Origin of the sequence: Mucilaginibacter pocheonensis (assembly GCF_031456535.1) — a bacterium.
In the GTDB taxonomy this organism is placed as follows: domain Bacteria; phylum Bacteroidota; class Bacteroidia; order Sphingobacteriales; family Sphingobacteriaceae; genus Mucilaginibacter; species Mucilaginibacter pocheonensis.
In genome coordinates, this window is record NZ_JAVDUU010000001.1 from 1 (window position 1) to 13,059 (window position 13,059).

Sequence of the window (13,059 nt, forward strand, 5' to 3'; positions counted from 1 at the left end):
GTGCCCAATATGAGTTTGATGGCCATGCTTACCAGTTGCAAACTATACAAGGTGTGATGGGAAAAACCGGTAATGGCAGCTTATACCGTATCAGGCCAAAAGGGCAACGTATTGTATTAGCACTAACAGATTATTAAAAATAAACCAACCCACTGCCGCAACTGTAAGTGACCTGAAATTTAGATATGCGGTTGCAAACGATTCAGTGGATGTCGCTCCATACGGCTTGAGGAAGCTATTATCGCAAATGAATAAAGAATCTGATTAATCAATAGTTACTGTACCAATCAAAATATAATCAAATTCATCTAAATCTTCTTTAACACAAATTTTTCTCCTTTTATCTCTTTTGATAATTTAACTATGATCTTTGTCCCAGCACGATCATAAATAATCGTTCCAAATAAATGCAGTGCGACCATTCGAACGGTTTGTGGACAATTATTCTGACGATTCTTCCTTTTAAAAAACTCATTTTAGGACTTCGAAATATATATTGGGATTAACTGTAAAATAAAAAAGCCGAAGATTATCTCTCCGGCTTGGGATTCCAAAATCCTTACATAGCGGAGAGGGAGGGATTCGAACCGAAGTGCTTTTTCTGCCTCACTATTCTTAATACTTGGTTTTTGTAAAACAGGTCTCGTGCGACAACCTCTTAAATCGATCTAAATTTCACAAATTGATACGCAAATATATTTGTTTTTTACTTACCTCATAGATTGGTTACTGCAAAGCACTCATAATCTTTGGCCCTTGGTTCGAGCCCAGGTAGGAGCAAAGCCCCGCAGGTCCGCGGGGCTTTTTTATGCTCAAAGTTTCATAGATTCGTTTTTCAAGTAGAAAATCAAAGTCTAAATAAAACATATGGAATGGAGCTTTGAAATTGTAAGAGTCCATCGTTATCACAATCGTGGCGACTTTATTTTTGCTCGCTTAATGGAAGGAGATCCGGATTTTCAAGTAATGGAAGGTGCAGTTCTTGCTGGAATACCCATTTATCCCTATGTCGAAATGCCAAGGAAACTTGACGAGAATGGCAATCCTCGTTTGGATATATTTGTATTTAGGCCGCTAAGTTTAGAGTGGCTTCCGGCTGATTATTTTGTGGAGGGTCAGCAAGTAAAGTTAGTTTCACAAGATTAGCTCAATCAAATTCGCTTAAAAACTTTTAAATTTTCAAAAAGTTGGTTCGAAATCTTTCCAGTCTGGGATCAAAGCCCCCATATGTACATGCCCGTTTTTATTTTAAAAAATGCCGGTTTTTATGCTGTAGAATGACATTTTTAGTTATGATAACGATTTCCTTGTTATTATAATCTCTCTTTATAGAGGAAGACTTAGACACATTATTGGCTGTTGGATAAATAATTCTAAATTAGAATAGTATTTATAAAAAAGATCAAATTTCCAAATTGAGCTAAAAAATTAACTAACGGTCTTCTCTAATGAAAGGAACGATTTTCGTTTTCAGGACATTTATAAGTTTGCTTATTTTCATAAGCATAGAAGCTTACGCTCAAAACGACAAAAACAATAATACTCAGGCGTGGTGGAAGGAGGCCGTAGTTTACCAGATCTATCCTCGTAGTTTTAAAGATAGCGACGGAGACGGTATAGGTGATCTGAAAGGAATAATTTCGAAGCTTGGCTATATAAAAAGCCTGGGTATCGATGCGGTGTGGCTTAACCCCATTTATAGCTCACCAAATGACGATAACGGCTATGACGTGAGCGACTACCGTACTATTATGAAAGATTTTGGTAGCATGGCGGATTTTGACGCCCTGCTCAAAGGCATGCATGAGCACGGGATTAAGCTGGTGATGGACCTGGTTGTGAATCACAGTAGTGATGAGCACGAGTGGTTTAAGCAAAGCAGGAGCTCGCGTACCAGTCCTTATCGTGAATATTACCATTGGTGGAATGCAGAAAATGGCAAGCCGCCATACCGCTACAGCCTATTTGATGTAAACCACGATGCATGGCGATATGACTCATTAACCAATGCTTATTACCTGCATTATTTTTCGCGTAAGCAACCCGATCTAAATTGGGAGAACCCAAAACTCAGGCATGAAGTTTATGATATTATGAAATTTTGGGCTGATAAAGGAATTGATGGCTTTAGGCTCGATGCCTTTCAGTTCGCGGCAAAGGATACTACTTTTCCGGCATTTCGGCAGGGATTCGAAAAAAACTTTACGCAATATTACGGGATGCAGGGAAATTTGCATGGGTACCTTCAGGAAATGAACAAGGAAGTATTAAGCAAATATAATGTGATGAGCGTAGCAGAAGGAGCCGGAAATAACTTTGAGGATGCCCACAACCTGGTTGACGCAGATAGGAATGAGCTAAATATGGCCTACGCATTTGACGGGGTAGATATTGCCAAACGTGAAGGATATAGCCTGCTGCATTTTAAAAATGTGTTCAGCAAATGGGATAGCTCCTTTGCCGCAAAAGGGTGGTTATCCATTTTCCTGGCAAATCACGACCAGGCGAGATTAGTGAGCAGGTTTGGCAATGATAGCCCCGAATTTAGAGAAGTCTCTTCTAAAATGCTCACTACTTTTATCATGACTATGCGGGGAACTCCGTATTATTATAATGGCGACGAGCTGGGAATGACTAATGCCGGTTTTACTAAAATTGAAGATTACCGCGATGTACAAACACTCAACGAGTATCGGCGTCAAAAAAAACTGGGTGCTAACATGCAAGAATATTTAAAGCAAATAAGCTTTGAAAGCCGGGATAATGGCCGAACTCCTTTTCAATGGAATGGTACTTTGAACGCTGGTTTTACAACAGGTACGCCATGGATTGGTGTTAATGCGAACTATAAATCCATTAACGCTGTCGCCCAGGTTAAAGACCCGAGCAGCCCGTTAAATTATTTTCGAAAAATTGTAAAGCTGCGTAAAGAAAACAAAGTTTTAGTTTACGGAAAATATACCCTGCTTGATAACAAAAACCCCGATACTTATTCATATACAAGGGAATTGAATGGCAAAAGGCTGTTGATATTATTAAATTTCAAAAGTGTAGCCGCATCAGCAAACACGGAGATAGATCTTAATAAAGCCAGAATATTAATAGGTAATTATGATCACCCTTCAAAAAACGGGAAGCTACGACCATATGAAGCGATAGTATACGAATTACAATAATAGAATGCACCAAATGTCAGGATGTATTCATTCTGAAAAGTAGCCAAAGCAACTGTTGTTGTAACCGCTGTTGAGGATCGTCCGGTCTCGCTTTGGGTATCCTGTTAGCAATTGATGAAAGGTTTGATTTTGTTAACTTTGTTAGATGGAAACAGGGATCCCCGGATTGAGTTGGGATGAATCAAAACTCAAAGGCTTTAAGGTGCATGAACTATCCCCCTCGGTTGATGTTCCGGCCAGAACAGGCCGTCGCGATTTTTATAAAATGGGCCTGGTGAACGGCGATATGACGATTGACTATGGCGGCCAAATCGTAGAGATCAAAGGCACCGTGCTCTTCTTTATCAATCCAAAAGTAGCCCATTCCATTGTTCGGCGCGTCAACCGCACCAGCGGCTACGGCTGCATATTTACCGAGGGCTTTATTAATAAGCGGGAGTTGCAGGACTCCCCGCTATTCAGTGTGGGGGATAACCCCGTTATTCCCCTGAAGGAAGATGAAGCATTTTTCATAGGTAGTATCTTCAAAAAAATGCTAAAAGCCTACGATGGCGAGTACCCTCATAAAGCCGACCTGATCAAAAGCTGCATCGCATTAATAATTCACGAAGCACTGGAGATACAACCCTCGCAGCAGACTAAACCATTCATCAATGGCACGAGCCGCATCGCTCACCAGTTTATCGACTTGTTGGAAAGGCAATTTCCGATTGAACGCAGCAGTGATCCGCTCAAACTGCGCAATCCGCAGGACTTTGCTGCAAGTTTGGCTGTCCATGTGAATTATCTGAATCGCGCGGTTAAGGAGGTAACGGGCAAACCAACGTCGGCACATATAGCCGCCCGTATCACTGCCGAAGCCAAAGCGCTCCTGAAGCATACGGATTGGAGCGTTGCCGATATCGCCTACGCACTGGGGTTCAACTATCCGGCTTATTTTAATAACTACTTTAAGCGGATCACCGGAACTACACCCAATTCCTTTCGAAAAGTTTGAAAATCATAATTATTGGTTTGATTGTAAAGTCTCCGGATCCATAAATACGCCGAACTTTGGTTTATGAAAGTTTTAGTTACAGGAGCAACAGGAAAGGTAGGGAGCAGGTTTGTTCCCCGCCTCATAGCCAAAGGATACGACGTTACCCTACTGGTAAGGGATGCGTCTAAAGCATTACCGGGCGCCAAAGTAGTGGTGGGCGACCTTTATGACCCAAGTACGTTAACGTCTGCCGTGACAGGTATGGATGCGGTTATCCATTTAGCCGCCCTATTCCGAACCTTTACCGACAATGAAGGCATTGTCAAAACCAATCATGCCGGCACGGTGGCTTTGGCCCAGGCCGCCATGGCAGCAGGCGTTAAACGATTTGTATTTGTTAGTACGAGCAACGTCTACAGTTCAGGTTACGGACATCCGGCAAAAGAGGATGATATCGTCGATATTAATGACCCCAGGGCTTATTCGTCGAGCAAGGTCGCAGCTGAGCAAGCCTTGCTGAAAATGGACCTTGACGTGCGCATACTTCGTTTGGGTTTTGTGTATGGTGATCATGACCCGCATATTGAGGAGATCATGCCTATATTGAAAAACTGGGGACGTCACTCAGGTTCGAGAATGCACATGGTACATCACCTGGATGTTGCGCAAGGGCTGTTTTTACTATTACAGCAAGATGGTATTAACGGACAAATATTTAATATCGTGGACGATGCACCCATTACCCTTTATGAATTGGCAGAGTCGGTGGGAAAAGCAAAGGCGATATTTGATCATGCAGAGGGGCCGCTCAACGATCCGTTCGAAGGAATCATAAATTCGCAGAAGATCAGAAAAATCGGTTTCAGGCCATTGGTGCCCAGCTTTTTTGTAGCAAGAGATTTAGATATTTTGTGAGTTGACGCCGCTCGCGGTAAAGGGGTAAGGGAGCAGAAAACTCAGTTTTTCTGCTCCCTTAATGTTAACTTGAAGTTGTGATCAGAGGGATTTGTAAATAAAGCCGCGATTTTTAATACTTCACTTGCGAACTAATAAAATTAAGCCATCAAATAGATGAAGGATCAAGTCCGCGGACTTCGGTTGGCGAATAGCCGTACTGTTTTTTAAAAGCAAACGAAAAATGCGACAGATCCTCAAAGCCTGTATCCAGGTAAACTTCTGAGGGTTTTCGTTTGTGTTCCGTTAATTGGTAGCGGGCCAGTTCCAGGCGCTTCCTGGTTAGCCATCGGCCGGGCGAACTCCCGAAAGCCTGTTTAAAATCTTTCTTGAATGTGGTTAAACTCCGCCCGGTCAGGTAACCGAATTTCTCCAGCGGCAGGTTAAACTGAAAGTTCTGCTCCATAAAAGCCACAAGATCGAGCTTGCCCGGCGCTTCAAAATGTCCGAGCAGGCTGTCGGTTGCTGGATCTATGGCGCGCAAAATGCGGATAGCTTCTTCCACTTTGAAAGCCGCGATATCGGCAGGTAGTGCATCGGCGAGTTTGAAATAGGGCTCCAGGGAGTTGAACAGGCTTTCAAGCAGCGGGTGATCTTCAAAGATCAGCGGCTCATGCTTCAACTGTGATGATGGCTTGATGTCCTGGTAGTGTTGTTTAAGGCGATCTTGCCGAAAGATGACCGAGATAGCTACACAAGGTATCCCGTTGAGCGGCAGTTTGCTCATCCGTGCCAGCTGGTCACGTGGGAATAAAATGGTATCGCCGGCAAAGAAACGAAAGCTGCGGTCGGCGGCAGCTATTCGCACCTCGCCGGAGATCACCCGCACCAGCGCCGGCTGCGGCAGCATCAGCTCCCGGCTGTAATGAGCTTCCTTTTTACAGGATACGAAAACCTCAGCAACCTCCATGACGCAATTTACAACAAATTCAAACGGATTAAACTCTCTGCCGCCGCCAGGATGGCCTCTTGTGGCGAACGCGGTGACCAGCCCAACCGGTTAATTGCTTTAGCACTGGTGAGGTTCATCGGAATTCCCAGTAAAGGGATCATGCTTTTGACCATGGGGTCTTTCAAAGCCGCTATTCGCAGCGCAATGTTGGGCAACTGCTTAACCTTCACTTTATCAGCTGCCTCACCCAGGTTTTCTTTCAATATACGGGCCACCTCTACCAGCCAAATGCTTTCGCCGCCGGAGGCGATAAAACGCTCACCCCGGGCTTTAGGATCAACCATGGCCCGCAGGTGCAGATCGGCCACATCGCGCACATCAACAAAACAAGCATTTATTTTCGGACAACCAGGCATTTTGCCGCTCAGCAGGTTTCTGACCAGGTAGATGGAATGCGAATAGTCTGGCCCCAATACCGGGCCCATCACCGCTGCCGGATTAACGACGGAAAGTTCCAGGCTACCGCCTTCCCTGGTCATAAATTCCCAGGCGGCTTTCTCTGCCAGTGTTTTGGATTTCTGGTAAGCCGGTGCATGGGTAGTATCCGTCCAGAAGGTTTCGTCATAAGGCGCGGTTTGTTTAGGGTGTCCATAAACGACGGCGCCGATGGCAGACGTGAGTACTACACGCGACACGCCGGCATCCCGTGCTGCCCGCAATACCCGTAGCACACCTTCACGGGCGGGGATGATCATTTCATCTTCGTGCTTGAAATCTAACTTGGGTGTTGGCGATGCAACATGCAACACATAGGTACAGCCTTTTACCGCTTCTTCCCAATGCGCATCGCCTGACAGATCAGCCTGAATAAAGGTCAATCGGTCGCCTGCTTCCAAACTGGCTTCGCGGAGCATGGCTCTGACAACCGCCCCCCGGTTTAAATCACGAAGAGTCGCTCTTACCCGGTATCCGGCTTTTAATAGTTGTAATATGCAGTGCACGGCAATGAAACCCGCGCCGCCAGTTACCAGCACTAATTTTTCTGTATTTGAATTGGTGTTCATATTTGTTCTTATTGATGAGCCAAAATTCCGGATAAATCCGGCGGGGCGTTTTGTTCAAAAGGCGTAATTTGCTTTGTTTAAAAGGCGGAAGTTTCGTTAATGGTTCGCTATTTGGCTAAACATTTCATCTGCTGTTATTAAATGGATATTGAGAAAGAGCAGCATATATGACCGAAAAGATTACTTAAACTAAATCTGTTAAATAGTTAACTTGTATTATGTCTGACATCTAAGCACAAATGCATGAAAACTAATTATAGTTATATTTTACTTTTGGTCTTATTTCCATGTTTCTCTTACGCACAATTTAAGCCACGCCTTTTAGTACTTAATGACGCTACCCTAATTGATGCCGGGCATCCGGTGCCGGCGATGCACCAAACTGTTGTGATTCAGGACGGGCGCATTACTAAAGTTTTTCCTAAAGGAACTATCGCCTTCCCTGATTCAGCTGTTGTTATCAATTTAAAGGGGAAGTACTTACTACCAGGTTTGATAGATAGCCATGTGCATATGGCTACAGACCCAAGCGGTGTTGATAACCGTTCGCATACGTTACAAATATTGCAGCAAATGCTTTACAGCGGTGTAACAACAGTTCGTGATATGGCAGGCGATGCAAGAGTGCTCGCTGAACTCGCCCGCGATGCGAACGAAGACCAAATTACAGCACCCGCAATCTATTATTCCGCACTGATGGCAGGTACCGAATTCTTTAGCGATCCGAGGACACAGGCATCTACCAAAGGCGGCACGGCCGGTAACATGCCATATATGAAAGCAATAACGGATACAACCAATATCCAGCTGGCGATTGCTCAGGCCAAAGGAAGTGGCGCGTCTGGTATCAAGCTTTATGCGAATCTTTCCGTCGTTTTAACCAATAAAATTTTAGATGAAGCAAAAAAGCAAAATATGCCGGTTTGGTCACATGCCTGGCTGCAGGGAGCCAGGCCTTCGGACCTTGTTAAAGCCGGCTGCATTTCCATTTCACACGCCCCGCTACTGATCTATGAAAAAGTTGATAAAGTGCCTGCGTTTTGGAAGAAGGGTCGTCATGATGCCGCCTTTTGGGATAAAGCAATGCCTGAACTTGATGAATTGTTCAGCCAGATGAAACAACATCACACCGTATTCGATGCAACGCTGCTGACTTATAAAAAATGGGCGATCAGTGATACCTCCATGCAATGGGACTATGAGATCGCCAAAAGAATTACCATCCGCGCATATAAGGCAGGTGTTACGATTTGTGCCGGTACCGACGACGACCAGGAACAATTTGTACAGGACGAAATGCGTTTGCTGATTACCGATGCAGGACTTTCGCCTTTCGATGCAATCGTAGCAGCAACAAAAAACAGCGCGGCTTCCTTACATCTGGAGGCTACTAAAGGAAGTATAAGCCCGGGTATGGATGCCGATCTATTGATTCTTTGGCGTGACCCCATTCAGGATATAGGCAACCTCAAAACTATAAACATGGTCATTAAAAATGGTAGGATATATCAGCCATAATACCAGTTATTACATCACGTCATTTAATCTTTGATATTCTTTAAATTTCATAATGTTTGGTATAACCCCACACGGAGATCGTCGGGATGTTATTTCAAAAATATCCTTCTTAGCAAGCGCCATATCGTTGTAACTTCCGGTGGAGAGCCGTTCGTCTGAGTAAGGTAGCTGAAACCATTATCGTAAACATCCTGTAACCGACCAGGTGCTACTTTCATCCGATGATTCAGAATGTTAACACGCTTTTGCGGTTTTGGCTAAATCAAACGCAGATTTGGATAAATCCTGACAGCCAAAGCCCCTCATCTTTGTAGAAACAAAGAACATCAACTATGCGCGTATTTGTCACCGGAGCCACAGGCTTCATTGGTACTGCCATTGTGCAGGAATTAATAAATGCCGGCCACCAGGTACTGGGGTTGGCCCGTTCGGAGGCATCTGCCCAAAAACTGATCGCAGCCGGTGCAGAAGTTCACCGCGGTGATTTGGAAGATTTCGAAAGCCTGCGCAGCGGCGCTGCTCAAGCCGACGGTGTTATCCACGCTGGTTTTATCCATGACTTTACCCGCTTTGCGGAAGTTTGCAAGGTGGATAAAATTGCCATTGAAACCATCGGCAAAGTACTGGCCGGTTCTGATCGGCCTTTTATTGTTACCTCGGGCACAGCATTGGTTAGCCCGGGAGAGCTGGCCACCGAAGATATTAAGCCACCAGTTAACTCGGCATGGCCGCGGGCATCGGAGCAAACAGGAGATTCGGTAAGTGCCGCGTCTGTACGTTTGTCGCCTTCCGTGCATGGGGATGACGACAAGCATGGCTTTGTGCCGATACTGGTCAATATTGCAAAAGAAAAAGGTTTTTCGGCTTATATTGGTGAAGGGCTGAATCGCTGGAACGCGGTGCATCGTTTGGATGCAGCCCATTTATTCCGACTGGCTTTGGAAAATGCTATACCGGGTGCTCGCTATCACGCTTCTGCCGAAGAAGCAATTACAGTCAAATCCATTGCCGAAACTATTGGCAAACAACTTGATCTCCCGGTAAAATCAGTTACATCTGAAGCAGCGGCGGAGCATTTTGGCTGGTTTGCTCATATGGCTGCTATTGACTGTCCGTCTTCGAGCAAGTGGACACAGGAAACGTTGAACTGGCACCCAACGCATCCGGGCCTACTTACAGATATTGAAAACGGTGTTTACACCCAATAAAATGAAGATCATTGTAACGGGTTCTTTAGGGAACATCAGCCAGCCGCTCACAGTAACATTGGTAGCTCAAGGGCATCAGGTAACGGTGATCAGCAGTGATGCTAAAAAACAGACGGCTATTGAAGCTTTGGGAGCGGCGGCAGCTATTGGGTCGATAGCCGATGTTGGTTTTCTAACAAACACTTTCAGAGGCGCTGACGCGGTTTACGCGATGATCCCGCTGAGTTTTACAGAGCAGGACCTGGGAGCCTATATGCACCGGATGGCTCAAAACTATGCAGAGGCATTAAAGGAAGCCGGTACTAACCGGATTGTTGTGATGAGCGGCTGGGTAGCGGACCTGGTTAAAGACGAAAACGTAGAGCATGTTTTCGATAACTTGGATGCCTCGATTACCATTATGCGGCCCGGTTCGTTTTATACCAACTTTTACCAGTCTATTGACCTGATCAAGGGCAGGGGCTTCATCGGTAAATTTCTGACCTTGCGTTACTCCGGCCTGTGGGCCTTGTTGACCGGCAAGACCGGATTGCTAATGGGGAACTATGGCGGAGAGGACCGGATAGTTTTCGTATCTCCAAAGGATATCGCGGATGCGGTTGCTGAAGAATTACTTTTACAACCCCAAGAGAAAACTATCCGTTACGTAGGCAGCGAGGAAATGACCTGTAACGAAGCGGCAAAGATTATCGGTACTGCCATAGGCAAGCCCTGGTTAAAATGGGTGCTGCTTTCTGACAAGGAAATGCTGCAGGGGTTGAAGATGGCCAAAGTACCGGAAAAATTGGCGGAGACATTAGTAGAAATGCAGGCGGCGATGCACAGCGGCAAAGCGCTGGAGAACTTTCATCAAAGTAAACCCAAAATGGGCAAGGTTAAATTGTCTGATTTCGCTAAGGAGTTCGCAGCAACCTATCATCAAAAATAAGCACCTTGTAATATGAATAACCACCAGCTATTCCGTTTCCATACGATCACCGAATATCACCGCGCAGCGGGCCTGCCGAAACCGGCGCATCCGCTGATCAGTGTGGTGCATATGGAAGACCTGAACAGGCCCCTTGCAGAAAGCTCATTCAGTTTGACCTATGATTTTTATTCGATCTCACTGAAGCGGATGAAAAACGCCAAATTTAAATACGGGCAGCAGCCATGCGATTTTGATGAAGGTGTGCTTTTCTTTATGTCGCCTGGCCAGGTCTTTGGTATGGATATAGAAAAGAGTACTCAAATGCACCGGCCGGAAGGTTGGGTTATTCTGATCCACCCCGACTTTTTGTGGAACACCGCGCTGGCTAAAACCATCAAACAATATGAGTTTTTCAGCTACTCGGTTTATGAGGCGTTGTACCTGTCTGATAGGGAAGAAACCATGCTGACGACTATCGCGCAAAATATTGAGCAGGAATATCACGCGAATATAGACCGGTTTACCCAAAACGTGATCATTGCCCAACTGGAACTCTTGCTGACTTATTCTGAAAGGTTTTACCAGCGCCAATTCATCACCCGCAAGATCGCCAGCCATGAATTGCTGACACGCCTGGAAGATTATCTTTCCGACTACTTCGGCAGTGGATCTTTAGCTAAACACGGCCTGCCCAGCGTGGCCCATATTGCCGAAACCTTAAATATCTCACCTGGTTACCTCAGCGGCCTGCTCAAATCCCTTACCGGACAAAACACCCAGCAGCATTTGCACAATAAGCTGATCGAACTGGCCAAGGAAAAACTATCGACTACGAACCTTACCGTTAGCGAGATTGCTTATGAACTTGGATTTGAGCACCTGCAATCGTTCAGTAAGCTTTTCAAGACCAAGACCAGCCTCTCGCCAATGGAATTCAGGCATTCTTTCAATTAAGCAGCGATCAATAAAAAAAGGTTTCGGATATGATCTTATCGTCCTTTACGCCAAAAACCGCAATTTCTGCTAACTGTACCCGTTGTCCATTTTTTAAGGTCATGTCCCGGCCCATGGCCACGCTAAAATAATCGCCGCCAACTATTGGTTCGCTGCTAAAAAAGCTGTGTACTTCTGCTATTAGTTCCTGCCTGGCTTTTGACTTTGCTAAAACCGCTTCAATACCTTTGGTTATGGTGGGTACGCCCATTGCCAAAGCATGTTCGGGTTCGGTGCAAACAATGTCGGCGCTATAAAGCTGCGCGTAAATTTCGGGCACTTGTCTTTTTTGGAAAAGTTCGTTGTAGCGATTGGCTAATTCCTGAGTTGTCATATCTTTTTGATTTTATTTATAGAACAAAGATATTCTGCCTGTTAATACTAAAAGCATCTAAAGGTGCCATATATTTGCTCAATCGTATCAATTAAAACATGGATGCATTAAGTACTATATTGGAGGCAGTTGGATTGAGGAGCGTTGTTTACAGTAAATTTCCGCTTGCAACTCCATGGGGATTGGATATTGTTAGAGACGAAAATTCGCAATTCTGGCGGTTGGTAAGCGGCAGTTGTACGGTTGGTTCGCCCGATGGCCGTATTATAGAAATGGCGGAAGGCGACCTTGTATTTGTACCTCATGGCAGTGCCCACTGGATAGCAGACAGCGCTACGAGCTTACGCATGCCTTCGCCCGAATTTGTTAAGGCCCGGAGAGAAGGTACCCCCGTTTTTAATAATGGCGATAACAAAACTATTCTTATAGCGGGCCATTTTGAATTTGATTACCAGTCGTTGCACCCTTTTTTAAAGGATTTGCCGCCGGTTATCCATATCAGGCAATATGTAACAGAAAACCAGTTATTGCTAAAGCAGGTTACGCAATTAATGCTGGAAGAATTGAATAACGAAAGACCGGGAAGCAGCGTAATGCTGAAATGCTTGTCGGAAATTATGTTTGTCAATATCATCAGGGCCTATTTAGAACAGGCTACGCCTGACAGTGGTTTTCTTTCCGCATTAAATGATCCGAGGATCAGCAAGGCGTTAAAACTGATGCAGGACTCGCCCCAAAACGACTGGACGCTGGAATCCCTTGCATCAGAGGCGGGCATGTCACGCTCTGTATTCTTTAATCAATTTAAAAAATTAGTGCACGAAACACCGATAAGCTATCTTACTAACTGGCGCATCAGGCATGCCCAGAAGTTATTAATGACGGCTAACAGCAATATATCCGAAATTGCAGCAAGCGTTGGTTATCAGTCGGAGGCGGCTTTTAACCGAATCTTTAAATCAAAAACAGGGCAAACTCCCGCGGTATACAGAAGAAACAAGTTTTTGAAATAATTCTAAGCTATTGCTTTT

At 45.0% G+C, this 13,059-nt stretch carries 12 protein-coding genes; 9 read left to right on the forward strand and 3 right to left on the reverse strand.

All coding sequences use genetic code 11. From position 1 onward, the window contains the following. Positions 1–867: 867 nt before the first annotated feature. From J2W55_RS00005 to J2W55_RS00020, 4 genes are all read left to right on the forward strand, one after another. Complete coding sequence (locus J2W55_RS00005; RefSeq protein WP_310090514.1) at positions 868–1,146, forward strand: hypothetical protein; 279 nt, start codon at positions 868–870, stop codon at positions 1,144–1,146. Positions 1,147–1,448: 302 nt separating this feature from the next. Beyond that, a complete protein-coding gene (locus J2W55_RS00010) occupies positions 1,449–3,176 on the forward strand; it encodes a glycoside hydrolase family 13 protein (RefSeq protein WP_310090517.1) in 1,728 nt (575 codons plus the stop codon). 145 nt (positions 3,177–3,321) lie between these two features. Continuing rightward, complete coding sequence (locus J2W55_RS00015; RefSeq protein ID WP_310090519.1) at positions 3,322–4,173, forward strand: helix-turn-helix domain-containing protein; 852 nt, start codon at positions 3,322–3,324, stop codon at positions 4,171–4,173. Between the two features lie 63 nt (positions 4,174–4,236). Further along, positions 4,237–5,070, forward strand: a complete 834-nt coding sequence (locus J2W55_RS00020) for an NAD-dependent epimerase/dehydratase family protein (RefSeq protein ID WP_310090521.1) — start codon at positions 4,237–4,239, stop codon at positions 5,068–5,070. Positions 5,071–5,218: 148 nt separating this feature from the next. On the opposite strand, the gene J2W55_RS00025 is transcribed toward J2W55_RS00020, so the two are convergent. Together J2W55_RS00025 and J2W55_RS00030 are read right to left on the reverse strand one after the other, a co-directional pair. Then, complete coding sequence (locus J2W55_RS00025) at positions 5,219–6,019, reverse strand: helix-turn-helix domain-containing protein (protein ID WP_310090523.1); 801 nt, start codon at positions 6,017–6,019, stop codon at positions 5,219–5,221. 8 nt (positions 6,020–6,027) lie between these two features. Then, positions 6,028–7,065: an SDR family oxidoreductase gene (locus J2W55_RS00030; protein WP_310090525.1), complete on the reverse strand. Its 1,038-nt coding sequence runs from the start codon at positions 7,063–7,065 to the stop codon at positions 6,028–6,030. 273 nt (positions 7,066–7,338) lie between these two features. On the opposite strand from J2W55_RS00030, the gene J2W55_RS00035 reads away from it, so the two are divergent. From J2W55_RS00035 to J2W55_RS00050, 4 genes are all read left to right on the forward strand, one after another. Further along, a complete protein-coding gene (locus tag J2W55_RS00035; protein WP_310090527.1) occupies positions 7,339–8,583 on the forward strand; it encodes an amidohydrolase family protein in 1,245 nt (414 codons plus the stop codon). A 332-nt stretch (positions 8,584–8,915) separates the two neighbouring features. Then, on the forward strand, positions 8,916–9,791 hold the full coding sequence (locus J2W55_RS00040) for an SDR family oxidoreductase (protein ID WP_310090529.1): 876 nt from the start codon (positions 8,916–8,918) through the stop codon (positions 9,789–9,791). A 1-nt stretch (position 9,792) separates the two neighbouring features. Next, positions 9,793–10,719 carry an NAD(P)H-binding protein gene (locus J2W55_RS00045; protein WP_310090531.1) on the forward strand — a complete coding sequence of 309 codons (927 nt, stop codon included), beginning with the start codon at positions 9,793–9,795 and terminating at the stop codon, positions 10,717–10,719. A gap of 12 nt (positions 10,720–10,731) precedes the next feature. Continuing rightward, on the forward strand, positions 10,732–11,655 hold the full coding sequence (locus J2W55_RS00050; RefSeq protein WP_310090533.1) for a helix-turn-helix domain-containing protein: 924 nt from the start codon (positions 10,732–10,734) through the stop codon (positions 11,653–11,655). A gap of 7 nt (positions 11,656–11,662) precedes the next feature. Here J2W55_RS00050 and J2W55_RS00055 read toward each other — a convergent pair whose 3' ends face one another. Next, entirely contained in the window at positions 11,663–12,028 is a 366-nt protein-coding gene (locus tag J2W55_RS00055; RefSeq protein WP_310090535.1) for a SnoaL-like domain-containing protein, read from the reverse strand. A 98-nt stretch (positions 12,029–12,126) separates the two neighbouring features. On the opposite strand from J2W55_RS00055, the gene J2W55_RS00060 reads away from it, so the two are divergent. Then, positions 12,127–13,041, forward strand: coding sequence for an AraC family transcriptional regulator (locus tag J2W55_RS00060; RefSeq protein ID WP_310090537.1), 915 nt, complete (start codon positions 12,127–12,129; stop codon positions 13,039–13,041). The last annotated feature ends 18 nt before the right edge of the window (positions 13,042–13,059 follow it).